25 protein-coding genes and 1 tRNA gene are annotated in these 25,626 nt (G+C 42.7%); 21 read left to right on the forward strand and 5 right to left on the reverse strand.

All coding sequences use genetic code 11. The features are described 5' to 3' along the window. Positions 1-7 precede the first annotated feature (7 nt). The 7 genes from CKY02_RS04660 (at position 8) to CKY02_RS04690 (ending at position 10,687) form a co-directional block, all read left to right on the forward strand. Entirely contained in the window at positions 8-1,282 is a 1,275-nt protein-coding gene (locus tag CKY02_RS04660) for an 8-amino-7-oxononanoate synthase family protein (protein WP_112894398.1), read from the forward strand. Between the two features lie 61 nt (positions 1,283-1,343). Continuing rightward, entirely contained in the window at positions 1,344-1,685 is a 342-nt protein-coding gene (locus CKY02_RS04665; RefSeq protein ID WP_202924706.1) for a chorismate mutase, read from the forward strand. Beyond that, the gene (gene pabB, locus CKY02_RS04670; RefSeq protein ID WP_112894400.1) at positions 1,666-3,741 is read left to right on the forward strand and encodes an aminodeoxychorismate synthase component I; all 2,076 of its coding nucleotides are present in this window, start codon (positions 1,666-1,668) and stop codon (positions 3,739-3,741) included. Before CKY02_RS04665 ends, pabB begins: the two co-directional genes overlap by 20 nt. Next, positions 3,734-4,606 carry a prephenate dehydrogenase dimerization domain-containing protein gene (locus tag CKY02_RS04675; RefSeq protein WP_112894401.1) on the forward strand — a complete coding sequence of 291 codons (873 nt, stop codon included), beginning with the start codon at positions 3,734-3,736 and terminating at the stop codon, positions 4,604-4,606. The genes pabB and CKY02_RS04675 overlap by 8 nt, the downstream gene beginning before the upstream one ends. Before the next feature lie 20 nt (positions 4,607-4,626). Next, complete coding sequence (locus CKY02_RS04680; RefSeq protein ID WP_112894402.1) at positions 4,627-6,159, forward strand: MFS transporter; 1,533 nt, start codon at positions 4,627-4,629, stop codon at positions 6,157-6,159. A 1,227-nt stretch (positions 6,160-7,386) separates the two neighbouring features. Next, positions 7,387-8,682 carry a hypothetical protein gene (locus tag CKY02_RS04685; protein ID WP_112894403.1) on the forward strand — a complete coding sequence of 432 codons (1,296 nt, stop codon included), beginning with the start codon at positions 7,387-7,389 and terminating at the stop codon, positions 8,680-8,682. A gap of 691 nt (positions 8,683-9,373) precedes the next feature. Continuing rightward, positions 9,374-10,687, forward strand: coding sequence for a hypothetical protein (locus tag CKY02_RS04690; protein ID WP_112894404.1), 1,314 nt, complete (start codon positions 9,374-9,376; stop codon positions 10,685-10,687). A gap of 702 nt (positions 10,688-11,389) precedes the next feature. Here CKY02_RS04690 and CKY02_RS24310 read toward each other — a convergent pair. Continuing rightward, positions 11,390-11,533 (reverse strand): hypothetical protein, encoded by a 144-nt coding sequence (locus tag CKY02_RS24310; protein ID WP_162120783.1) that lies wholly within the window; start codon positions 11,531-11,533, stop codon positions 11,390-11,392. 113 nt (positions 11,534-11,646) lie between these two features. On the opposite strand from CKY02_RS24310, the gene CKY02_RS04695 reads away from it, so the two are divergent. Both CKY02_RS04695 and CKY02_RS04700 read left to right on the forward strand, forming a co-directional pair. Next, a complete protein-coding gene (locus CKY02_RS04695) occupies positions 11,647-11,883 on the forward strand; it encodes a hypothetical protein (protein WP_112894405.1) in 237 nt (78 codons plus the stop codon). 53 nt (positions 11,884-11,936) lie between these two features. Next, positions 11,937-12,188: a hypothetical protein gene (locus CKY02_RS04700; protein ID WP_112894406.1), complete on the forward strand. Its 252-nt coding sequence runs from the start codon at positions 11,937-11,939 to the stop codon at positions 12,186-12,188. A 132-nt stretch (positions 12,189-12,320) separates the two neighbouring features. On the opposite strand, the gene CKY02_RS04705 is transcribed toward CKY02_RS04700, so the two are convergent. Next, positions 12,321-12,926, reverse strand: a complete 606-nt coding sequence (locus tag CKY02_RS04705) for an HD domain-containing protein (protein WP_112894407.1) — start codon at positions 12,924-12,926, stop codon at positions 12,321-12,323. A 14-nt stretch (positions 12,927-12,940) separates the two neighbouring features. Further along, positions 12,941-13,930 carry a tRNA-modifying protein YgfZ gene (gene ygfZ, locus CKY02_RS04710; RefSeq protein WP_112894408.1) on the reverse strand — a complete coding sequence of 330 codons (990 nt, stop codon included), beginning with the start codon at positions 13,928-13,930 and terminating at the stop codon, positions 12,941-12,943. 176 nt (positions 13,931-14,106) lie between these two features. Between ygfZ and sdhE the strand changes: the two genes are divergently transcribed. Further along, the gene (sdhE, locus tag CKY02_RS04715; protein ID WP_112876720.1) at positions 14,107-14,373 is read left to right on the forward strand and encodes an FAD assembly factor SdhE; all 267 of its coding nucleotides are present in this window, start codon (positions 14,107-14,109) and stop codon (positions 14,371-14,373) included. Then, entirely contained in the window at positions 14,354-14,770 is a 417-nt protein-coding gene (locus CKY02_RS04720; protein ID WP_112894409.1) for a protein YgfX, read from the forward strand. The genes sdhE and CKY02_RS04720 overlap by 20 nt, the downstream gene beginning before the upstream one ends. A gap of 21 nt (positions 14,771-14,791) precedes the next feature. On the opposite strand, the gene fldB is transcribed toward CKY02_RS04720, so the two are convergent. Then, positions 14,792-15,310 (reverse strand): flavodoxin FldB, encoded by a 519-nt coding sequence (gene fldB, locus CKY02_RS04725; protein ID WP_112894410.1) that lies wholly within the window; start codon positions 15,308-15,310, stop codon positions 14,792-14,794. A 107-nt stretch (positions 15,311-15,417) separates the two neighbouring features. Between fldB and xerD the strand changes: the two genes are divergently transcribed. From xerD to CKY02_RS24320, 10 genes are all read left to right on the forward strand, one after another. Next, complete coding sequence (gene xerD / locus CKY02_RS04730) at positions 15,418-16,329, forward strand: site-specific tyrosine recombinase XerD (RefSeq protein WP_240001993.1); 912 nt, start codon at positions 15,418-15,420, stop codon at positions 16,327-16,329. Positions 16,330-16,352: 23 nt separating this feature from the next. After that, positions 16,353-17,054, forward strand: coding sequence for a bifunctional protein-disulfide isomerase/oxidoreductase DsbC (gene dsbC / locus CKY02_RS04735; RefSeq protein ID WP_112894411.1), 702 nt, complete (start codon positions 16,353-16,355; stop codon positions 17,052-17,054). A gap of 5 nt (positions 17,055-17,059) precedes the next feature. Beyond that, positions 17,060-18,793 (forward strand): single-stranded-DNA-specific exonuclease RecJ, encoded by a 1,734-nt coding sequence (gene recJ / locus CKY02_RS04740; RefSeq protein ID WP_112894412.1) that lies wholly within the window; start codon positions 17,060-17,062, stop codon positions 18,791-18,793. 157 nt (positions 18,794-18,950) lie between these two features. Further along, positions 18,951-20,049, forward strand: a protein-coding gene (gene prfB, locus CKY02_RS04745; protein WP_112894413.1) for a peptide chain release factor 2 whose coding sequence is annotated in 2 segments (ribosomal slippage) — positions 18,951-19,025 and positions 19,027-20,049 — 1,098 coding nt in all. Because the reading frame shifts where the segments join, the coding sequence is not laid out codon by codon here. 9 nt (positions 20,050-20,058) lie between these two features. Continuing rightward, positions 20,059-21,573, forward strand: coding sequence for a lysine--tRNA ligase (gene lysS / locus CKY02_RS04750; protein WP_112894414.1), 1,515 nt, complete (start codon positions 20,059-20,061; stop codon positions 21,571-21,573). A gap of 150 nt (positions 21,574-21,723) precedes the next feature. Next, a tRNA-Gly gene (locus tag CKY02_RS04755) sits at positions 21,724-21,797 on the forward strand. Between the two features lie 246 nt (positions 21,798-22,043). Continuing rightward, the gene (locus CKY02_RS04760) at positions 22,044-22,667 is read left to right on the forward strand and encodes a CatB-related O-acetyltransferase (protein WP_112894415.1); all 624 of its coding nucleotides are present in this window, start codon (positions 22,044-22,046) and stop codon (positions 22,665-22,667) included. Between the two features lie 201 nt (positions 22,668-22,868). After that, positions 22,869-23,804: an Rpn family recombination-promoting nuclease/putative transposase gene (locus tag CKY02_RS04765; RefSeq protein WP_112894416.1), complete on the forward strand. Its 936-nt coding sequence runs from the start codon at positions 22,869-22,871 to the stop codon at positions 23,802-23,804. 223 nt (positions 23,805-24,027) lie between these two features. Then, entirely contained in the window at positions 24,028-24,168 is a 141-nt protein-coding gene (locus CKY02_RS24315) for a hypothetical protein (protein ID WP_167405265.1), read from the forward strand. Between the two features lie 287 nt (positions 24,169-24,455). After that, positions 24,456-24,632 (forward strand): hypothetical protein, encoded by a 177-nt coding sequence (locus CKY02_RS24320; protein WP_162120069.1) that lies wholly within the window; start codon positions 24,456-24,458, stop codon positions 24,630-24,632. A 92-nt stretch (positions 24,633-24,724) separates the two neighbouring features. On the opposite strand, the gene CKY02_RS04770 is transcribed toward CKY02_RS24320, so the two are convergent. After that, positions 24,725-25,492 (reverse strand): DJ-1/PfpI family protein, encoded by a 768-nt coding sequence (locus CKY02_RS04770; RefSeq protein ID WP_112894417.1) that lies wholly within the window; start codon positions 25,490-25,492, stop codon positions 24,725-24,727. Positions 25,493-25,626 lie beyond the last annotated feature (134 nt).

The raw sequence follows: 25,626 nt of genomic DNA on the forward strand, positions 1-25,626 counted from the left end.
CTAGATAATGGATGTAAAACACAAGCAGGACTGGATGACAATTCGCCGGTCACGGACAACCGGCGCCTTAGCGCAAGCTATCGACGAAGGTTTGACCAGTTTCACTGTAGTTGAACGTCAAGGTAAGCAAATTACTACAGAGGAAGGAAAAGTCTTTACTGAATTTGTTTCCTGCTCTTATTTGGGATTAGAACATCATCCTGCCTTAATTGAAGCGGCAAATCAGGCAATGTCCCGCACAGGGATACATTTGTCATCGTCCCGTGGTGCGATGCGCCCACAATATTTGGGGCAATTGGAGAAACTGCTGGAAGAGATTTATCAGGGTGGTGCCGTTGCGGTGTTTACTTCCACCAGTAATGTTCATCTTGGTGTATTGCCGTTATTGGGGAGTGGCTCTTTACCTAACTATCCTCTTTCCCGGCCTGTACATTGGTTGATGGATAAAACTGCTCATGCTTCCATGCAGGTCTTACGCGGTATTCTTGAACAGTTCGGACCAGTATCGCGGGTTGATAGTGCTGATGCACAGTCAGTACAGCAAGCTTTGCAGAACTGTAAGGAGAATCAGCGTACACCTATTCTGTTGATTGATGGTATTGGTTCAATGAATGGTTTAATTCCGGTTGCGGAATTAACGCGACAATTGGCTGCTGCTGGAGGCTATGTCTATGTAGATGATGCTCATGGTATTTCCATTATGGGGCGTCATGGTGCGGGTTATGCCTTTGCTGCACTTGACCATATTTTGCCATCCAACCTCATACTTGCAGGTTCATTATCCAAAGCATTTGGTGGCGCCGGGGGTTTTGTGGTGGTTGCAGGTGCCGATGATGTCGAAGTGATTAGTACTTTAGCGAATCCTCTGGTTTTTGGTCATTCGATTATGGTGCCGATGTTGGCAGCTAACGTTGCCTCTGCAAGACTTCATCTCAGCCTTGAGATAGAAATCCGGCAGGAGCAGTTATGGAAAAACATCAATCTGTTTGATTCTCTGATGGAGAACAGTTTGATGAATGCGGGTGTGCAATCTCCCGTTCGCGGCGCTTTATTCGAAAATGAAGCGGAAGGGCTTGAAGCTGCTCGTTTGCTGCGTGACAATGGTATCTTATTATTCCCGGTATTTTATCCACTGGTCCCGGATGGCAATGCAATGTTGCGCTTTGCTTTCTCTAGTGAGCATAAGGCAGGTGAAATCAAGCAGCTAGCAAATACCTTATTTGAAATAAGGGAAAAAGGGCTGAATTGGGTTGAGCCACAGGCTGTAGTTCCACAGGTATAAATGACACCAGCTTACCGATAAAGAAGATAATTGAAATAAATCAGTGACGAAGATCAAATATATGACTCAAGCAATAATAAATAAACAGGATATATTACAACCTTACAGGGAATCTCTGGATGTTATTAATATGCGGATTTTGGCACTGCTTTCTGAACGTATGAAAGTTTGCATGAAAATCGCTGAGGTAAAAGCGGAACAGGATATTCCGATGATACAGCCACAACGTATTACCTCGTTATTAAATATGTTGCGGGATAAATCAACAGATTTTGGGTTACGGCCTGAATATACTGAATCAATATTTCAACTAGTTATCGAAGAGGCTTGCCGTCGAGAAGAAGAGCTGATTGACCAGTTGTTACACGAGAAAGTAAAAAATAATGAAAATACTGCTCATTGATAATTATGATTCCTTTACGCAAAACATTGCTCAATATCTGTATGAAGTGACGGGCAGTGTGCCGTCCATAGTCACCAATTCTTTGACTTATGAAGAGTTAACGATAGACGAATATGATGCGGTAGTCCTTTCTCCAGGGCCAGGACATCCGGCTGAAAGCAGTGATTTTGGGGTCTGTGCTGAAGTTATTGCACGCGCCAAAGTGCCACTGTTGGGTATTTGTCTCGGTCATCAGGGTATTAGCCTGGCATTTGGCGGCTTTGTAGAACATGCCCCCAATCCGGTACATGGCTATCGCAGTCGCATCAGGAACACCGGAGAAGGATTATTCCTCGGTTTGCCTGAACAGTTTGAAGTGGTCAGATATCACTCGTTGGTATGTACCCGATTGCCTGACAGTCTAAAATGTACTGCCTGGACTGATGATGGCTTAATCATGGCAATTGAGCACACCGAAAGGCCGATCTGGGGGGTTCAATTTCATCCTGAATCGATTGATTCTGAATATGGGCGTGAGCTACTTAGTAATTTCGTGCGGATGGCGGAGACGTATAAAGAGAATAACGAACAGGAAGTTACCGTTCAGAATATATGTACTGATGTCAATGAGGCCTATCTTGCAGTAGGTGGGAGACAATATCTCAACCTGAATTATCGTGAGTGTAAGGAGATAGTCGATCCTGAATCCTTGTTCATTCAACGCTATGGCAATGATACACATGCTTTCTGGCTTGATAGTGAAAATTCTGATAGACCCAATGCCCGCTTCTCAATTATTGGAAGCGGTAATGAACAGGGCGCTATCAGGCTTGAATACTGTGTACAGACGGAGAGTTTGCGTTTAACCGGTCCTGATGGCGAGAGGATTGTTCAGGGAGATTTTTTCTCACTGATGTCTGAGTTGCTTGATATGGTGGAAATTTTGACACCAAAATCGATGCCATTTGTATTTAAAGGCGGATTTGTCGGTTATTTAGGATATGAATTAAAGGCGCTGACAATTGGCAGCAACAAATACCGTTCAAAACATCCTGATGCCAGCTTAATATTTACTCCGCATTTTTTTGTATTCGATCATCAGCAAAATAAACTTTATGAATGTTTTATCACACCGATAGGGCAGCCACATAATTGGTCACCGGAACTTTTAGTTACCATTGCAAAAAATACCGGTGAAGTGATACCTGATTTTATTCCCGGTGCTATCGATCAGAATAAAATTTGTCTGGAATATGGAGCTGAGAAGTATATGGATGGAATCCGTAAATCACTCCAATACATCACAGATGGTGAGTCCTATGAAATCTGTCTGACGAATAGGGCAAAGATGACTTATTCAGGGCATCCATTGGATGCTTATCGGCGTATGCGTCATGCCAGCCCTGTACCTTATGGCGCTTATTTAGCCTGTGGGGATTTTTCTGTACTCAGCGCATCACCAGAAACGTTTTTACGTATTGATGAGGCCAGAAATATTGAATCCAGGCCGATTAAGGGGACCCGGCCACGAGGAAAAACGGCAGCAGATGATCAGTGTTTGCGGCTGGAATTGAGTCAGTCCACTAAGGACAGAGCGGAAAATCTGATGATAGTGGACTTGGTGCGTCATGATCTTAATCAGGTATGTCGTCCAGGCAGTGTGCATGTACCTGAATTATTTAAAGTTGAGAGTTTCTCTTCTGTACATCAATTGGTTTCGACCATACGCGGTGAGTTATGTGAAGAAACGTCATCGATGGAGGCTATCCGGGCATGTTTTCCTGGAGGATCAATGACCGGAGCGCCGAAGAAGCGCACGATGGAGATTATTGACACGTTGGAGTCATCGGCGCGTGGTGTTTATTCTGGCGCGCTTGGATGGTTGTCTTTCAGTGGTGAAGTGGAATTGAGCATTGTGATACGTACAGCTGTGTTACATCAAGAGTGTGCTGAATTTGGCATTGGGGGTGCAATTGTTGCTCACTCTGATCCTTATGGCGAATTTGAAGAGACATTGGTCAAAGCTAGTGTGCCATATTTCAGTTTTAGTCATATGGCGGGGGACGTGAGTGAGTAACCATAAAGTGGTCGTTCTTGGTGGGCAAGGTGCTATTGGTTCTTTATTAGAGCGCCTTTTTACTCGCTGTGGTCACATTGTATACAGTGTTGACAAACGAACGCAGGGAGTGCGTTCTCATCACTATCAGATTGATATCTTAAATCCGGTTGCTGATGCTGGAGCGGTTTTTAGTGGGGCGAAGGCGGTAGTCTTTGCCTTACCGGAAGCGGTTGCCATACAAGCGTTGTCTTGGGTGTTATCTGCTATTGGTGATGATGTACAGATCGTGTCAACCTGTTCAGTTCAGGCCCCTTTCTATTCTGCATTAAGAGCTGCCGCCCCCGGGCAGCCCTTCATTGGTGTTAACCCGATGTTCTCGCCATCTTTGCCGGAACAAAAAAGGCCAGTTGCAGTCATTCTCGATAACTGTCATGTTAGTGAACATTGGATTGAGCGGGTATTGATGCAGGCTGATATGCGTATCAGTAGGATGATGTCGGAGGAACACGATCGGGTTATGGCGCTTTGTCAGGCTTTGCCCCATGCCGCGATACTGATTTTTGGCTTGGTGTTGGCGAAAAGCCCGTTAGATATTCGTACCTTGGCAACTATTGCGCCACCGCCCATGCGTACAATGCTGGCGTTATTATCAAGGATCTTACGCAATCCAATGGAAGTGTACTGGGACGTTCAATATGAAAATCCGATGGCTGCCGAACCGCGTCAGGAGTTGCTGCATGCCATACAACAGTTAGATTCGATAGTACAGGCTGGCGATCAAACTGAATTTGGCGATAACCTCAGAGATATTGCGCAACAACTGGGGGAACAGCTTGATATCAGTGCTGCTGATTGCCAGCATATTTTTTCAACGCTTGAATGATATAGAAAGGAGTTGAGGGGATGTCGTTAAATAGAGTTGCTGAGGCTAACGGGCGGGCAGGACTCAGAAATTGGCTGGGATTACTGATATTGATGTTACCAGTATTGCTAGTGACTGTGGATAATACGATCTTAAGTTTCGCTTTACCAAAAATAGCTGAAGCTCTGGGACCTAGTGCAAGCCAGCAATTGTGGATAATTGATGCTTATTCATTGGCGTTGGCAGGTTTGTTGGTATCAATGGGAAGTATTGGTGATCGTGTTGGTCATCGTTCATTACTGTTATTTGGATCTTTGGGATTCACGGTTATTTCGGTGTTCACGGCACTGTCAACTTCACCTGAACAATTGATTTTAGGGCGAGCCGTACTTGGATTTTTTGGTGCGATGCTGATGCCTTCAACTTTGGCTTTGATCAGCGTTCTTTTTGAAGATCGTGAACAGCGTCGATTGGCTGTTGCTATCTGGGCGACAACATTAACTATTGGTTCGGCCGTAGGTCCCGTAGTGGGTGGTGTTCTATTACAATTCTTCGATTGGAGTTCAATTTTTCTATTGGCAGTACCGGTATTAGTGCCATTGTTGATCTTCGGACCGATGTTATTGCCAGAGTCCGATAAAAAACAGACGGGCATTATCGATGTGTATAGCGTTCTGTTATCGATCGTTGCCATGGTTGGTATTGTTTACGCGATTAAACACCTTGCTAGTGATGGGTTTGAAATAAGTGTAATACTCGAACTGTCGGTTGGCCTTATTGCTGGCGTGCTATTTGTTCGCCGACAACAGCATCTGCCTGTGCCGTTGATGGATCTTTCCCTGTTCCGCAATGGTATGTTCACTGGTTCGATTATTGTTAACTTACTGAGTTTGGCATTGCTGGTTGGTTTTGTCTTTTTTGCCACACAGGTCTTGCAAATTGTACTCGGTATGAAGCCGATTTTGGCTAGCCTGGCATTGGTTCCTGGACAAATAATGGCAATTGCTATGGGTATGGCGATAGTGCCTATTGCTCAACGGGTGCCTGCTCATTATCTGGTGCCAATTTTGCTGAGTGTCGCAGGTATTGCATTTCTTCTGGTAGCGAGTATCGGTAGTGATTTAGTCACTCTGATTGTTGCTTTCGCATTATTAGATATTAGTGTGGGGGCAATTGCTTCGGTGTCTAACGATTTGGTGCTTTCGTCAGTACCCTCCTCTAAAGCAGGAGCGGCATCATCAATAAGCGAAACGGCTTATGAAGTGGGTGTTGTACTTGGCACGACTATTCTGGGGGGATTGGTCACGGCTTTCTATCGTATAACATTGCAATTACCAAATGAGATCTCTCAGGAACAGACGGGATTAGCTTTAGAGACTTTAGCGGGAGCTTACGTTGTAGCGAATTCATTAGCTGAATCAGAGGGGCAGAAGCTGATGACAGCGGCGGCGGAATCATTCACCAGCGCTATTCATATGATGAGCTGGATGACAGTGGTATTGACCGCGGGAGTGGTATTGCTCGCTTGGCGTTTGCTGAAAGCTCCGCGGAAAGAACAGGTGCTTGAGTATTGATAGGTTAATGTGCAGCCATTGGAAATGGCTGCACTGCATCGTGATAATTATTGATCTAGTTCTATACCCTATGGATTTCAAGATGAATCGCGGCGGCAAGGGAGCGAATCCCCGGGAGCATAGATAACTATGTGACCGGGGTGAGTGAGTGCAGCCAACAAAGAAGCAACTTGAAAGATGACGGGTATATTGTTTAATTCAGTTATTTTGATTTATTGCCTATTTCATTAGGGGTTTTTTATTTACTTTTTTATCGGTCATTTAAGCGTTTATTTGTAAGAAATCTTCTTATTGTAAAGAGAGTTATTTTCTACTTTTAATTTAAATTATATTCATAATTTCATAATTTCATAATTTCATAATTTCATAATTTCATAATTTCATAATTTCATAATTTCATAATTTCATAATTTCATAATTTCATAATTTCATAATTTCATAATTTCATAATTTCATAATTTCATTATTCAATAATATCTATGGATTTATATCTTATGGTGATTTTTGAAAATACAATTATACTTGTTGTTTTTATTTGTATTTTCTAATAATACCTCATGAGATAAGTATATACCCTATGGATTTCAAGATGCATCGCGACGGCAAGGGAGCGAATCCCCGGGAGCATAGATAACTATGTGACCGGGGTGAGTGAGTGCAGCCAACAAAGAGGCAACTTGAAAGATGACGGGTATAAAATTGAAATTTTAATTAGTATCTATTAAAAGGTAGTGATATATAACAGAAATATTCTCCATAATTAATGGAGAAAATAAGAATTTACATTAATATTTTAAATTGTGTAATTTCAATGTTGTATTTAATTGATTTCTGTAAAGTGAATAAATATTTACCTAATTAATTCTCGTTGGAATTATCTTTCTGGCCTACCTGTTGTTGAAGTAGCTGTATATTTTGCCAGAAAAAATCGGTGCTTTCGTTATGGCTAATTTGGTGATTAGCCAGAGGCAAAATTTTGACTATTAGCAATTTATACCCTATGGATTTCAAGATGGATCGCGACGGCAAGGGAGTGAATCCCCGGGAGCATAGGTAACTATATGACCGGGGTGAGCGAGTGCAGCCAACAAAGAGGCAACTTGAAGGATAACAGGTATAGTGACATAACCGGTAGGGATAGTAATAGAGACTTTGGAACTTGGTTAGATGGATAATTGATATATGAAGTTATTCTAAATGTATAAATTTAAACTCAGGAGAATTCTCATGGATAAAATAAGAACGGTTGCTGAAACTTTGGCAATATTACATCAGAATCATCATCTGATTGGTGTAGAACGACAGCCAAAACAACTTAAGACCTTGGATTTTGACGGCAAGGTAATATTCTCCAACGATCCAGAAACAGCGACTGTGCCACCGGCATTTTTTACGGTACAAACCATACAAGAGTTGAAGGCGCTCGGCGGTGTACCTGACAGTGAGTACGGTCCTGGCAAAATGAAACCCCATCATCCGTTACCGGAGCCGTTTTCTGCTGAACGACTGGCAAATGTTTCTGGTAATCATATTGATCTGTGCAAAGCTTTTAGGGCCTATATCTATAGTGATTCTGCTTTAGTCAAAGATTATGAAGAAATGCTTAATGCTAAGCGCTTCCCGATGAAGGTTGCGTTATACAGTGGCGAGAAAATGACTATCTCCTCCGATAATCCATTGGTTGTTGAAGATAAAGATGATTATGGTGAACCGGTTGTCTTGGTGTATGAGCAGATAATCATTGAACCGGGAGGTCAAATTATTTACCGCACTAATGGTCGAATCGAAGCTAACACTATTGTAGGGAATGAAAATACTGGAAAGGAGAATGTTGTCAATAGAGGCAATAATGGCACCGATGGTCTTGATGGCGCGCCAGGAAATCAAGGGGCTAATGGCAGTGATGGTAAAGATGGTACAGATAGTAAAAATGGCTGCTTAATTAGCGCCACATCAGGTACTGATGGAGCCAGCGGTTCTGTCGGAGGATTAGGGGGGGATGGTGCAGCGGCTGGAAATGCGAATGACCTGACTATTACTACTAGTCAATCTCTTACTGGAACAGTAAATGCGGCAACGATAGGTGGTAATGGTGGTAACGGTGGAAGAGGCGGTCTTGGGGGGCGTGGGGGTAATGGGGGTAATGGGGGTAATTGGGGCAATGGAACAATCAAGTGGTGTCCTGCTGGGGAGGCAGGAAATGGGGGCACTGGAGGAAATGGAGGGAATGGAGGCAGGGGGGGTAAAGGTGGGGACAGTGGTAACATATATATTAATTACTCTGACGGTAGTCCAGTACTTCAGGTTGTGTCAATTAATGGTCTTGGTGGGGAAGGTGGGAAGGGCGGTTGGGGAGGAATAGGGGGTGAACCTGGAAATAGTACCAGAGTACTCGGTGTGCATGGTTTGCAGGGAGCCTATGGTAAAGATGGTCTTAACGGAGAATTTGGAGATGACGGTAACACCGGCAAGATATACGTCAACGGTCATGAACGGGAATCTGATCGGAAACTTAATCGCTAGTGGTGCCGCAATCAGACGGGTTTGAACGGCGATAAATAAGGGGAAATAGGGTCAGATCTTGGTTTTGCTTATGTTCAAGTGGTTTACATTATGAATTACTGAATACTTATTGGAGCTGGCCTTGCTGGTTGGCTTCGTTTTTCGCCACTCAGGTTTTACAAGTGTGCTGAGTATGAAGCCGATTTTGCATTGGTTCCTGGGTAAATTAATGGCGATTGTTATCGGCATGGCAATAGTGCCTGTTGCTCAATGTGATTTTTGAAGAATATAATCATGATTATTATCTTTTATTTGTATTTCCTAATAATACCTAATGAGAAAAATATAAAATTGAATCATTTAGTCAGCACGTATTAAAAGGTCGTGATGTATCACGGAAATATTCTCTTTAATTAATGAAAAAAGTGGGAAATTACATTAATATTTTAAATTGTGTCATTTAAATATCGCATTCAATCGCTTTCTGTAACGTGGATAAATACTTGCCTAATTGATTCTTATAGAAATTATTTTTCTGGCATACCCGTTGTTGAAATGCGTATATACCCTATGGATTTCAAGATGCATCGCGACGGCAAGGGAGCGAATCCCCGGGAGCATAGGTAACTATGTGACCGGGGTGAGTGAGTGCAGCCAACAAAGAGGCAACTTGAAAGATAACGGGTATAAATTTGAACTTTGGAGAATATCTATGGATAAAATAAGAACGGTTGCTGAAACTTTGGCAATATTACATCAGAATTATCATCTGATTGGTCTGGAACGGCAGCCAAAGCAACTTAAGACCTCGGATTTTGACGGCAAGGTCATATTTTCTAACGATCCGAAGACCGCGACTGTGCCACCTGCGTTTTTTACGGTACAAACCATACAAGAGTTGAAGGCACTCGGCGGTGTACCTGACAGTGAGTATGGCCCTGGCAAAATGGAACCCCATCATCCGTTACCTGAACCGTTTTCTGCTGAACGACTGGCAAATGTCACGGGTTATCATATTGATTTGTGTAAAGCTTTTAGGGCCTATATGTATAGTAATTCTGCTTTAGTCAAAGATTATGAGGAAATGCTTAATGCTAAGCGTTTCCCGATAAAGGTTGCGTTATACGTTGGCGAAAGAATCACTGTTACCGCAGATGCACCATTGCTTGTTGAAGATAAAGATGATTATGGCGAACCCGTTGTCTTGGTATATGACCAGATAATCATTGAACCGGGAGGTCAAATTATTTACCGCACTAATGGTAAGATCGAAGCTAATACTGTTGTAGGGAACGGCAATAATGATAAAAAGCAGAGCATTATCAGTAAAGGCTCTGATGGAGACGATGGTTTTGAGGGTGAACAGGGAAGTAATGGGGTTAATGGCAGCAATGGTAATATTGGTTCAGAGGATAAACATGGTTGCTCTGTTAAATCCACACCAGGTACTGATGCAACTGGCGGTTCTTCGGGAGTACAAGGGATGGATGGCAAAAGAGCTGGCGGTGCAAATGACGTAATTATTAATGTTGACATTTTTACTGGAGTAGTCAATGCGGCATCGATAGGTGGTAAGGGTGGAAAGGGTGGATATGGCGGTAATGGAGGGAATGGTGGGAATGGTGGAAATGGAGGAGCTGCAACAACCAAATGTAGTGCTGGATATGGAGGAAGGGGAGGAGATGGCGGTAATGGAGGGGATGGCGGTAATGGGGGTAACGGTGGGGACAGTGGTAACATATATATTAATTTCACTCAGGGTCAGCCAGTAATTAATGCTCTGTCATATAGAGGAGATGGCGGTAATGGAGGGGTAGGTGGTAAGGGAGGAATAGGCGGAGCAGGTGGGGTAGGTGGCGTTGGTAGTAGAGGATTAAATACTAATGGTCATCCCGGAGTATCTGGTGAAGCAGGTACTGATGGGATATCCGGCAACGCTGGGACTTCTGGCAAGATATATGTTAACGGTAATGCACGGCAGCATAGTGATAATCAGACTTTAGACTGGCTTGAAGACTATAAATAAGCTGAAATATAGCAACTGACCGCCTCTCCTGAAAAATTCACTTATTAGTTGAATCCAGCCTGCATAATTGGCGGTCTTATTTTTCTGTACCAGCAATATTTAATTGTATACCCGTAATCATTGAAGATGCTTGATTTTATCCGAAATGGAGATAATTATTCTCGCCATGAAAATATTTATTACATCAGAACAAAAAATCAAACTCGAATGTCTTCACGACACAACTCGTGATGGTCAAGAATGTAGTGTATTTAAAGGTTGAGTTTATTCGTGGAAAAATCCTCTTCTTGTAAAGAGAATTATTTTCTACTTTTGATTTAAATTATATTCATAATTTTATTATTCAATATTATCTATAGGTTTCTATCTTGTGGTAATTTTTGAAAAATACAATCCTATTTATTATTTTTATTTCCTGATAATACCCGGTGCGATAAATATAAAATTGAAATTTTTAACTATCACATATGAAAAAGTAGTGATGTATCACAGAAAAACTCTCCATAATTAATGGAAAAAGTGAGAATTTACATTAGCAATTTAAATTGCGTAATTTAAATGTTGCATCTAATTTTTTTCTGTAAAGTGAATAAATACTTACTTAATTCTCATCGGAATTATTTTTCTGGCCTGCCTATTGTTGAAGAACCTATATTTTCTTGCCAGAAAAAGTCGATGTTTTTGCTATGGCTAATCTGGTGATTAGCCAGGGGTAAAATTCAATTTGGTGACATACCAGTAATGATAGCAACAGAGATTCTGGAACTTGGTCAGATGGATAATTGATATATACCTGTCATCCTTCAAGTTGCCTCTTTGTTGGCTGCACTCACTCACCCCGGTCACATCGTTATCTATGCTCCCGGGGATTCGCTCCCTTGCCGCCGCGATGCATCTTGAAATCCATAAGGTATATGAAGTTATTCTAAATGTATAAATTTAAACTTAGGAGAATTTTCATGGATAAAATAAGAACAGTTGCTGAAACTTTGGCAATATTACATCAGAATCATCATCCGTTTTCGGGAGCGCAGGGATCGGGTGGCGCACCAGGTGGAGAGGGGCCGAGAATAACTGTCGTATGTGATAATGTGGATGGGCAGGTAGAGTTGTGGTCGGCGGGTAGTGATGGTGGCATGGGGGGGATGGTGGTCGTGGCGGTAATGGTGGTTGTAGTGGAGATGGGGGTGACATAGATTTTAGCTATTCTACTGGTAAACCACACATTATTAGTTGGTCAGTATCAGGCGTGGGAGCACCTGGCGGTAAGGGAGGATATGCAGGGAAAGGCGGTGATGGTGGTATCGGTAATATCAGACAGAGTAAGGGTGGAGACATCAGTCAAAATGTAGCTTGTTCCAGAAAGGCGGGTAAAAAGGGTAAGAATGGATTGTTAGGTGGGGAAGGAAAGGATGGGCGGGTATATGTCAACGGCAAATTGAGAGAGATGAATCCAAATGCATTGCCGCTTTCTGAGAAAGAACTGTTTGGAAACAAGTAAGATTAGGGATAGTGAGATCATCGAGGTGAAATCTAAGGTTTTTCATCAAAACAACTGTAGTCTGTAGTTAACTCAGTGCACCGTATGGTTAATATGTGCACTGAACTTATAGTGTAAAATTTTCGAGAAGAGTTATTTCAACCAACCTTTCTTCTGTGCGGTTTCCAATTGCGGCAGCAGATATTGCCATAATTCAGGATAGACATCGGCAATAAATTTATTGCGGTTAATTACTTGCTCGAAACGAATACCATCTTCTACCCAACTCTGCCCTTTATTATACAGATTCATCAGCATCGGCATTAGTCTATCCAGTGTAAGAGCAAAGCGGGCGTCTTGACTTTCTTCTGCTTCATACTCTTGCCAAAGTGACATAAAATGCTTTTTCTGTGGTTCAGGGAGTAAACCAAAAAGACGGTCGGCGGCTTTGATTTCCTGTTCATGAATGGCTTCACGGGCTGCTAAATCGTAAACCATTACATCACCCGCATCAATTTCTACAATATCGTGAATTAATGCCATTTGAATAACCCTCTGGATATCCACCCCTTTTACATAGGGAGCAAAACTCATTGCGGCGATAGCAAAATGCCAACTATGTTCGGCTGAATTTTCCTGGCGATGGTTATCCAATAACTTAGTTCTCCGCTGAACTTTTTTCAGCTTATCCAACTCCATCAAAAAACCGATGACATTCGTAAAAGGGCCAAAATCAACGGTAGGTACTGCTAACGACATATAAACCTCATTAATTATTTTTCTTCATCGAGAGAATAAGGCAGAGGCTGAATGGTGAGTGAATGCCCTTCATCGTCACGGACACGGAATACATTATGACTTTCCATATCATTATTCATGACGACTTGTACCCAGACACTATTATCATTCAGCTTAACGGCAGCCAAAACGGTGCCCGTTCTCCGCCACTTATCTCCTAATTGCCATTCCAAATCATCTCCAGCCATAGGAGTTTTGGCGGCATTGCCAGCCAGCCAGTACATGGCACGTTTATTTGCTCCGCGGTATTTAGCACGGGCTACCATTTCCTGACCGGTATAACACCCTTTTTTAAAGCATATCCCTCCTGCCAATGCCTGAAGGTTAGTTGCTTGGGGAATAAACTGTGCACTATTTGCGGCATCAATGACAGGGAAGCCTGCTTCAATATCCAGAGCTAACCACTGTTCGCTGTTATTAAGTTGAGCTTGAAGTTTTTCTGTTAACTGCTCAGCGGTTGCGGTGTTTGTTACCAAGAGGAAACGTTCAGACGGCAAGGTAAAGTGGAGCAAAGTCGTAGTTTCATGTGCAACGACAGCGTTATCAGCATCCGGCAGAGTTGGGAAGAAGCTGCTTAATGCTTCCCGGCAGTTTTTACCCGCAACACCGAGCAGTACCGCGTTTTCATCCTGAACTAGTGTAATTTTAGAGAATACGGCATATTTTTTCAGTTCTGTAAGCTGATTTTCCAGCACACTGCGACGCTCAATATAAGCAAGGCTTTCACCACGATGGAAGAGGCGCAGATTACTCCACATTTTACCCTTTGCGTCACAATGCGCACTAAGCACATGCTGATTCGTTGCAAGTGTGGAAATATCTGCTGTAACCTGACCTTGTAGATATTTTTCTGCATCCGGTCCAGTTGCTGCTACCAGTCCCCAGTCATCTAGAGATATTAACGTCAGGGGAAGGATTGATGAAGACAATGGAGATTGTGAAGAAAATGGAGTTTTATAAGCCATGACACATCCTGCCAGTCAGATATTTGAGCTAATGATGCATAATGGTAAAAGAGTTGAAGCACAATGCAAGTAGTTATTATTGCTATTAGCTGGCATGATGCATCAGTTTGCCGGGCGACTTATATGGCTAATGGTGTTAAAACAAACAATGAGAATTAAAAGGGGATCTTTTGAACATGGATATTGATAATAAAGCACGTATTCATTGGGCATGCCGGCGTGGAATGCGTGAGCTGGATATTTCAATTATGCCGTTTTTTAAGTATGAATATGACTCGCTCAGCGATGATGATAAACGACTTTTTATTCACTTACTTGAATGTGCTGATCCTGATCTGTTCAACTGGCTAATGAATCATGGGCGTCCAGAAGATGAAGAGTTATTTCGCATGATTAAACTTATTCAGAATAGAAATAAAGATCGTGGTCCTGTGGAAATGTGATCTCAGGGTATCTTGGCATACCCAGCTAATTTCTACCTGTGTTCATGGTGCAATAGCGCTTATCGTACTACTTGCCCCGTGGCCTGCGGATGACGCTATTTTCTGGATTTTCTGGCTCCCTTTAGTACTGTTGATTATTGCCAGTTGGGGGCGTAGCCAGAAAAATATCCGTAAATCACAAGGGCTTTTAGTTCTGCTCAGTGATAATAAGTTGCAATGGAAGAAGCATGAGTGGCGAATTATCCGACGACCATGGCTGTGTCGTTATGGCGTATTAATTACGGCTCAATCTTTTTATAACCAGAAAAAAATCCGTTTATGGGTCGCATCCGATGGTATGTCACAGGATGAATGGAGGCATATTAATCAACTATTGTTGCAATATCCTGATATCTGATTGAGCTGAAATTTTCCTGACTTAAAGCAGAGGCTCCATTTCTTGCAGGATTTGCATACACCATTGCGATAAACGATCATCAGTTTGTTCATACTGGCTTACGTCATCTAATGCCAGCCCGACAAATTGTGAGCCATTATCCGTTAATGGTTTCGGGCTGGTAAATTCATAACCTTCGGTCGGCCAGAAGCCAATGAAATGTACACCTGAAGGGCGTAAATGGTGATATAGCATACCGAGAGCGTCAAGAAACCAATCGCTATAATCAATTTGATCCCCCATACCATACATGGCGACAATTTTCCCCTGTAAATCGAGGGAAGGAATTTGATCCCAAATAACCAGCCAATCTTCCTGTAATTCACCAAAATCCCATGTTGGGATACCGAGAATCAGCACAGAGTACTCTTCCATTAATTCAGGTGCTGTCTCTTTGATATTGTGGAGATCAACTAAATCTTCACCGAGGATATCGCGGATTTTCTCTGCTACCATCTCGGTGTAGCAGGTGCTGGAGCCGTAAAAAAGACCAATCTTCATCATTAATCATTATGGTTTTTGAATATCTGGATTGGCATTGTAACAGAATAATTGCTTTTTCAGGCATAATAGCCAGCAGAGATGTACAGATTTAAGGAAAGTATTTCGTGTCAAAACAACCAATTCAGTTGACTAATCCACTGATAGAACAATTTCTTGATGCTATCTGGTTAGAACATGATCTTGCGGAAAATACGCTTGTTTCTTACCGGTTGGATTTGCAGGCATTGGATAACTGGTTGATACATCATGGTCATAATTTATTATCTGTCCAGACGATAGATTTGCACTCTTTTCTGGCAGAACGCGTGGATGGAGGATATAAAGCCAGTAGTTCGGCGCGTTTACTCAGTGCCATGCGCCAATTGTTTCTCTATTTTTATCGGGAAAAAATGCGGGAAGATGATCCGACAGCACTTTTGTCTGCACCGAAATTACCAAAGCGATTGCCTAAAGATTTAAGTGAAAAGCAGGTAGAAGATCTACTTAATGCGCCCTGTACAGATCAGCCGGTAGAGTTAAGGGATAAAGCCATGCTTGAAGTGCTTTATGCCTGTGGTTTGCGGGTATCTGAGTTAGTGGGATTGACACTTTCCGATGTCAGTTTGCGTCAAGGCGTGGTGAGAGTGATTGGTAAAGGGAATAAAGAACGGTTAGTGCCTTTAGGGGAAGAAGCAATTTATTGGCTAGAGAATTATCTGGAATATGGGAGAGTTGGGCTGCTAAATGGTGCAACGTTGGATGTCCTTTTTCCTAGCAACCGAGGGCGACAAATGACCCGACAGACATTCTGGTATCGTATTAAACATTATGCGCTGCTGGCTGGAATCGATACTGAACGGTTATCTCCCCATGTTTTACGTCATGCATTTGCCACGCATTTGCTTAATCATGGCGCTGATTTGCGAGTTGTGCAGATGTTATTGGGGCATAGTGATCTATCCACAACACAAATATATACTCATGTAGCAACAGAACGGCTCAAATTGCTACATCAACAACATCATCCGCGTGGGTGAGCACGGATTTAAAGGAACCGAAAATGAAAAAAAGCGTGTTATGTTTCCCTCTTTTGCTGGCCTGGTTTAATGGAAATGCGCTTGCTGATGATGGTGCTGTCCATAGAACAATGCAGAAACTAGGGATAAAAGCAGAAAACATCCAGCCATCACCTATTGTTGGTTTAAATACGGTAGTGACCGAGCAAGGGATCATTTATCTATCTGATGACGGGAAATATTTATTGCAAGGGCCAATTTATGATGTCAGTGGTAGCGCTCCTGTGAATGTCAGTAATCAATTGTTGATGAAAAAGCTGGAAGCAATGACAGATCAAATGATTATCTACAAAGCGCCAAAAGAGAAGCATGTCGTTACCGTTTTCACGGATATTACCTGTGGTTACTGCCATAAATTGCATGAAAACATGCAAGAGTACAATAAACTGGGTATTACTGTGCGCTATCTGGCGTTTCCCCGTCAGGGTATGCAGCACCAATCTGCTAAAGATATGCAATCTATCTGGTGTAGCGCAACACCGCAGAAATCATTAGATGCGGCGTTTAAAAATGAAGATGTTTCGCCAATTAAGAGCTGTAAAGTGGATATTGCTAACCATTACAAATTGGGTCTCCAGTTTGGCGTCCAAGGAACGCCGGCGATTGTCCTTAAGGATGGCAGTCTGTTAGGTGGATATATGCCACCAGAGGCTTTGGCAGCGGCACTGGCGCAACGTGGTAAATAAGTTTAGTGAATATTGAAACACAGCTTCGCCGCCGTCCGGCGGTGAATGACAGTCACCTTCCACAACAGATTCATCCATTACTGCGTCGCTTATATGCCATTCGTGGTATCCAGCAAGCTAATGAATTGGAGCGTGGTGTTCAAGGGTTATTGAATTATCAGCATCTGAGTGGTGTGGAACAGGCGGTGGCACTCTTGTTGACTGCACTTCATGAACACTGGCGTATCGTTATTGTCGGTGATTTTGATGCTGATGGGGCAACTAGCACGGCATTGGCGATCCGATCATTACGCTCGATGGGATATCGCCATCTGGATTATCTGGTACCAAATCGTTTTGACGATGGTTATGGTTTAAGCTCGCGGGTGGTAGAAGAGGTCGTCAAAAAAGGCGCTGACCTGATTATTACCGTGGATAATGGTATCTCTTCCCATGAAGGGGTTGCGGCTGCCCATCAGCACCGTATGAAAGTGATTGTCACGGATCATCACTTGCCGGGTGACGTTTTGCCAGCGGCTGATGCCATTATTAATCCTAATCTTGCCGATTGTTCGTTCCCGTCTAAATCATTGGCCGGAGTGGGTGTCACATTTTATCTGATGTCTGCCTTAAGGGCGGCGCTGAGGAAAGATCAGTGGTTTGAAAAGCAAGGAATTGCGCTGCCGAATCTGGCCGAGATGTTGGATTTGGTTGCGCTAGGAACTGTTGCCGATGTTGTACCTTTAGATACCAATAACCGGATTCTGGTTTATCAGGGCTTGAACCGGATTCGTGCGGGACGTTGTTGTGTGGGGATACGTGCATTATTGGAAATTTCCAGCCGTGATGCTTATAAGCTGACAGCCAGCGATTTGGGTTTTTTTCTGGGGCCAAGACTGAATGCCGCTGGTCGCCTTGATGATATGTCCATTGGTGTCACTTTATTGCTAACTGACGACATGGCAAAGGCGCGTCAGATAGCTTGTGAACTGGACGGTCTTAACCAGACTCGGCGTGAAATAGAGCAGGGAATGCAGCAGGAAGCACTGCAAATTTGTGACAAACTTGAACGTACCAGCACTGAACTGCCTTATGGGCTAGCGCTCTATCATCCAGAATGGCATCAAGGGGTAGTTGGAATTTTGGCTTCCCGGATTAAAGAGCGTTTTCATCGGCCTGTTATCGCTTTTGCACCGGCCGGTGACGGTATTTTGAAAGGTTCTGGTCGTTCAGTGCAGGGATTGCATATGCGTGATGCGCTTGAGCGGCTTGATACTTTGCATCCGGGGTTGATACTTAAATTTGGTGGTCATGCAATGGCGGCCGGTTTGTCACTTGAACAGGATAAATTCGAACAATTTCAGTATCACTTTTCTACGCTAATGGCGGATTGGTTAGATATTTCGCAACTTGAAGGTGTTATCTGGAGTGATGGTGAATTAGCAATTAATGAACTGTCATTGGACATTGCAGAAATGTTGCGTGATGGCGGCCCTTGGGGGCAGGCATTTCCGGAGCCTATTTTTGACGGTAAATTCAAACTACTGCAACAGCGCATTGTTGGAGAGCGTCATTTAAAAGTGATAGTGGAGCCATTAAACGGTGGGCCGATGCTGGATGGTATTGCGTTCAATATCGATCCTACCCGCTGGCCAGATAACAGTGTTCGCGAAGTAGAACTTGCCTATAAACTAGATGTTAATGAATTTCGTGGCAACCGTAATGTACAGCTTTTGATCCAACATCTCTGGCCTTATTAACCGTTTGATCAGCAGGTAGTCAGTCATTGTCACGTACTCTCGTATGAATACGTGACAAATCTGTTGAAGTGCTATAAACCCTGTGCCGAATCCGCTACAATACGCGGTTCGAAAATTATCCATTTATCTCCGACTACACAACGTAAGACACTAAAATATGTTTGAAATTAATCCGGTAAAAAACCACATTCAGGACTTGTCTGAACGGACAATGGTTCTGAGGGGGTATCTTTGACTACGATGTCAAAAAAGAGCGTTTAGAAGAAGTTAATGCTGAATTGGAACAGCCTGATGTTTGGAATGAACCGGAGCGGGCACAGGCTTTGGGTAAAGAGCGTTCCTCATTAGAAGAGATTGTCGAAACTATCGATCAGCTTGAGCAGGGTCTGGAAGATGTACAAGGTTTACTGGAACTGGCAATAGAAGCAGACGATGAAGAGACTTTTAATGAAGCCGTGGTAGAGCTGGAACAGCTCGAAGAAAAGCTAGGTCAGTTAGAATTTCGCCGCATGTTTTCTGGTGAGTACGACAGTGCTGACTGTTATCTTGACTTGCAGGCAGGCTCTGGTGGTACTGAAGCTCAGGATTGGGCAAGTATGCTGATGCGTATGTATTTGCGTTGGGCTGAATCCAAAGGTTTTAAAACGGAAATCATTGAAGAATCAGACGGTGAAGTTGCTGGTCTGAAATCAGCGACGATTAAGATCATGGGCGATTATGCTTATGGTTGGTTGCGTACTGAAACGGGGGTTCACCGGTTGGTACGTAAAAGCCCATTTGATTCTGGCGGTCGTCGCCATACTTCATTCAGTTCTGCTTTCATCTATCCTGAAGTGGATGATGATATTGATATTGAAATTAATCCAGCAGACTTACGTATCGATGTTTACCGCGCATCCGGTGCGGGTGGTCAGCACGTTAACAAAACAGAATCTGCGGTGCGTATTACCCATATTCCAACCAACATTGTGACTCAGTGTCAAAATGATCGTTCTCAGCATAAAAATAAAGACCAGGCGATGAAACAGCTAAAAGCGAAGCTGTATGAACTGGAGATGCAGAAACAGAACGCTAATAAACAGGAAATGGAAGAGAATAAATCCGATATTGGTTGGGGTAGTCAAATTCGCTCTTATGTTCTGGATGATTCACGCATCAAAGATTTGCGCACCGGCGTTGAAACTCGTAATACACAAGCGGTGCTGGATGGTGATCTGGACAAATTCATTGAAGCAAGCCTTAAAGCTGGCTTATGAGGAACTAAAATGTCACAACAACAACAGGGTGCGGAACAGGCTCCCGATTTAAATAATGAACTGCAAACTCGCCGCGAAAAACTCGTAGCTTTACGGGAGAATGGAACTGCATTCCCGAATGATTTCCATCGTGAAAATATTTCAGAAGATCTACACGCGAAATACGACGACAAAACTCAGGAAGAGTTGGAAGCACTGAATATTGAAGTGACGGTTGGCGGTCGTATGATGACGCGCCGCATCATGGGTAAGGCCTCTTTCGTCACGCTACAGGATATGGGCGGTCGTATTCAGTTATATGTTGCCCGTGACGATCTGCCGGAAGGTATTTATAACGAACAGTTTAAAAAATGGGATCTGGGAGACATTCTGGGGGCTCGTGGCAAACTGTTTAAAACCAAAACCGGTGAACTTTCCATTCACTGTACTGAATTGCGTCTGCTAACAAAAGCGCTGCGTCCATTGCCGGATAAATTCCACGGCTTGGCTGATCAGGAGACTCGCTATCGCCAGCGTTATCTGGATCTAATCGCGAATGAAGAATCGCGCAAAACTTTCCAAATTCGCTCTCAAGTCTTATTGGCCCTGCGTAGCTTTATGGTCAGTAAAGGCTTTATGGAAGTGGAAACACCAATGATGCAGGTTATTCCTGGTGGTGCTTCGGCACGTCCATTTATTACTCACCACAATGCGCTGGATATTGATATGTATCTGCGTATTGCGCCGGAACTTTACCTGAAACGTCTGGTTGTTGGTGGTTTTGAGCGTGTGTTTGAAATTAACCGCAACTTCCGTAACGAAGGCGTATCTCCGCGCCATAACCCTGAGTTCACCATGATGGAACTCTACATGGCGTACGCGGATTACAAAGATCTGATCGTTCTGATAGAAGAGCTGTTCCGTACCCTGACGCAGAATATTTTAGGGAATACCCTGGTTAAATATGGCGAGCAGGAATTTGATTTCGGTAAACCATTTGCCCAAATGACCATGAAAGAGGCCATTTGTAAATATCGTCCTGAAACCAACATGGCTGATTTGGATGATATGGATAAAGCGGTGGCTATCGCTGAATCTCTTGGTATTGAAGTGGAAAAAGGTTGGGGCCTTGGCCGTGTTCAGTGTGAAATCTTTGAAGAAACGGCGGAAAGCCACCTGATTCAACCCACTTTTATCGTTGAATATCCGGCAGAAGTTTCTCCGCTAGCGCGTCGTAATGATACAAATCCGTTTATCACTGACCGTTTTGAATTCTTTATTGGTGGACGTGAGATTGGCAACGGCTTCTCGGAATTGAATGATGCCGAAGATCAAGCGGAACGTTTTGCTGAACAGGTTCGCCAGAAAGACGAAGGTGATGACGAAGCCATGTTCTACGATGAAGATTATATAACGGCTTTGGAACACGGTATGCCACCAACCGCCGGTTTGGGTATTGGTATTGACCGTATGATTATGTTGCTGACAAATAGCCATACCATTCGTGACGTCATTCTGTTCCCGGCAATGCGTCCACAGAAATAACAGCTTGAACTAAGTTTCAAATTCCAACTCCCCTGTAGCATAACTGCCAGGGGAGTTTTTATTTTCAACTGCCTTAAATATAGGCAACTTAAACAGATAATGGCTTGCTGATACCAACGAAGTCGCTATAATAATTTATGTTATCCCCAAGCGAGCGTAGTTCAATGGCAGAACGAGAGCTTCCCAAGCTCTATACGAGGGTTCGATTCCCTTCGCTCGCTCCAGTTCTGTATTATTTCTAGAAAATGCTGTCGCATTGAAAATATACCTTTTGATATGATGTAAATTAAATCAAAAGAATTTACGAATGATAATCAATATAAGTTAATAATTAGCGCATCGTTTAATATGAAAAGAATCCCGTTATTAAATCAACCTCGAATCAGCTAGGCGTGATGTATTTTGAATGCGAATACATCACCATAGAAAGCATTCTATGGTAAATGAATAATCAATAGAGACTATTTACCATGAAAGAAAAACATTGGTCAAAAATCCAATTTTTACATGAAGCTATAACTAATCAAAGTATTGTCATCAAAGGAACCCATAGCTATTATAGCGATTGCTGGAGTGGCGGTTTTGAAGAATCTGTCGTTCGCTATTTGTATGGTGATAAGATCAGTCTTCAATGGGAGTCTAAGTGGCCAATTGATAAATTGTATATTGGCGATTATGTTTGCATCGGCGCTGAAACTATCATTCTTATGGGTGGAAACAATACACACAGAGCAGATTGGTTCTGTTTATATCCATTCATGGAATATATCGAAGAGGCCTATGTAGGCAAAGGTGACACGCATATTCATGATGGCGTGTGGCTTGGTATGCGTTCAATGATTATGCCAGGTGTCACTATTGGAGAAGGTGCTATCGTTGCTGCTAATAGCGTCGTCACTAAAGATGTTGAGCCATATAGTGTTGTAGCTGGAACACCTGCGAAATTAATTAAATATCGCTTTGAGCCGCACATTATCAATGAGCTACTTGCGTTAGAAATATATGATTGGTCAGAAGAGAAATTTAATACTTTAAAACCTTATCTCTGTGCTTCGGATATTAAGGCATTAAAATCTGCTGTAAGATCATATTAAGAAAAACAGTTAATTAATTCCGTAAGATAATTAATTAGGATTGATTCGATTAATTAAGTGTATTTTTTAAAAATGTTCTATTACTGAATTATTTAACCGGAGTCCATTAATTATTAGATTAAATACCGTTTCGGCACTCAAGCCGCAAACGGTATTTATTTAATATTCCTTCAATATAAAAAAATATGTTACTATCCTCTTATGAAAAGAAAAAATACACCGACGCCACATGATGCTATTTTTAAAAATTTTTTAAGTCATATTGATACCGCCAGAGATTTTCTAGAGATACACTTACCTGCCACATTACGGGCAGTTTGTGATCTTGATACACTGCGACTGGAATCGGGATCATTTATTGAGGACAATCTGCGGGTACATTATTCCGACATCCTGTATTCATTAAAAACTACTCAGGGTGAGAGTTATGTGTATTGCGTGATTGAACACCAGAGTTCCCCGGATAAGATGATGGCATTCCGGCTGATGCGTTACAGTATTTCAGCGATGCAATGGCATCTGGAGCAGGGACATGAAAAATTGCCGCTGGTTATTCCGGTGTTGTTCTATCACGGGAAAACGCGGCCATATCCGTGGAGTACCAACTGGCTCGACTGCTTCGATGCTTCGGCTCTGGCGGAAGAGATCTATTCCAGCGCATTTCCGCTGGTAGGTGTGACGGTAATCCCGGATGATGAAATCTTGACGCACAAACGGGTCGCACTACTGGAAATAGTACAAAAACATATCCGGCAACGTGATATGGCGGAGTTACGTCAAGAGCTGACCATGTTGTTTGCGTATGATTATTATACATATGAGCAGCTAAAAAGCATGCTAAACTACATATTACTGGTGGGAGATACCGCCGATCCAGAAGGTTTTATCCGGCAACTGGCAGAACAGTTCCCGAAGTATGAGGAGGTACTGATGACAATAGCGCAGAAATTGAAACATAAAGGACTTCAAGAAGGACTTCAAAAATGCCAAGAAGCACATCAAGAAGGATTACAGAAAGGTGAAAAACGGGCGAGTCTGAAAATCGCGCGTGCGTTGATGGATAATGGTATCGATCATGAAACGATAATGAAAAGTACAGGGTTGAGCCAGAAAGAACTTGAACAAATACATCACTGATTCGTGCTGAGAGCCTGAATCGGTATTTAACGATTCGTGTTAAAAGAGGGGCTTGTCTGGCGACTGGCAGAACAGTCCCTGAAATATGAGGAGGTACTGATGACAATAGCGCAGAAACTAACGCAGAAAGCATACCAAGAAGGATATAGAGAAGGATACAGAAAAGGATTACAGATAGGTGGAAAACTGGCGCTTGTGAAAATCGTGTATGCAATGATAGACAATGGTATATACCCTATGGATTTCAAGATGCATCGCGGCGGCAAGGGAGCGAATCCCCGGGAGCATAGATAACTATGTGACCGGGGTGAGTGAGTGCAGCCAACAAAGAGGCAACTTGAAGGATGACAGGTATAGACCATGAAACGATAATTAAAATCATTGTGATGAGTCGGAGTAAGATTGAACAAATAGCCGATTAACTTATGCTGACACCTTATTGGCATGAAAATTCGTGTAATATAATAGGTGCACAAAACTTTACATATAAGCGGTATATTATTCGGATAAATTTGAAATCATACTTTTTCTGTCGGGTATTAAGATTTTTAATTGAAATAGTATTTGAATAATTAAAGAATATTCCTCAAATATAATATTCGAAACATCGTAATCCGATAAATTTTCTCTTGGAAGCGGCAACCGGATTGGTTGCCTATACCGTTTAATCTAAAAAAACAAATCTGGATTTATACCTTATGGATTTCAAGATGCATCGCGGCGGCAAGGGAGCGAATCCCCGGGAGCATAGATAACTATGTGACCGGGGTGAGTGAGTGCAGCCAACAAAGAGGCAACTTGAAGGATGACAGGTATATGCACCTATGAATTAGTCGTTCTCAGAATAGAAAATATTTCTGTTATTGGTAAATAAGCGAACGCTGAAACAGGTTGAGTTGAGGCATAATATGAAAATAGATTCAGTAGATATCTGATATTCTCTTGGCGCTTTTAATTAAAATTTCTTTGTAATCAGGCGTCTGTTTTTCCACATTGGAAAATATAGCTTGAAGCGTGGCATGGGTTATTTCTTTGCCGGCGAATTCTGGCATGCCGCTATTGAACGGTGGTTCTGGGCTATATTGCATTGCCAATTGGACTGCTTGTGCATATTCTTCACCTTTGATTTCAGCAAGCAATGTTAAACCGAAATCAATACCCGCGGTGACTCCACCCCCTGTGACTCGGTTTCTATCGATAACGACTCTTTTATTAACCGGTATTGCACCGAATTCGTTGAGATCGTCTATCATCGACCAATGAGTCGCTGCTTTATACCCTTTCAGCAAGCCTGCGGCTCCTAACAGGATCGATCCTGTACACACGCTTGTGACCCAAGACGCTTTATTTCCCACTTTATGTATCCAATCAAGCATGTCTAATTTGGTAAGCAAAGCATAAGGATTTCCTGTACCGGGAACACACAAAATATCCACTTTATCTAATTGCTCAAATGTAGTGCTCGGCGAAAATGATATATGTGCCAGCTCAGTACGCACCGGAAGTAAATCGCGCCAGACATATTCAATATTTAACCATCCTCCTACTTCAAGAACTGTCGCGGGACCAATCATATCAAGTGGCGTCATGCCTGGGAAAACGACAAAAGCGAGAGTGGGTTTTTCTCCAGACGATGCTTTCATTAACGAAGATAATGCCGCAGGATGTTCCTTAGATGTGTTTTTCATGGAGAAGTTTTCCTTATCGAGATTGAAAAGAGAACTGACATTCATATGCCGCTATTTTTAGCGAGCGCTGAATATTTGTATTCCGGTAGCAAATTGATGGAACAACTGTAACCGTAAACTAATTGGCGTATATG

This window comes from Photorhabdus bodei, from assembly GCF_003287735.1.
In the GTDB taxonomy this organism is placed as follows: Bacteria; Pseudomonadota; Gammaproteobacteria; order Enterobacterales; family Enterobacteriaceae; genus Photorhabdus; species Photorhabdus kayaii.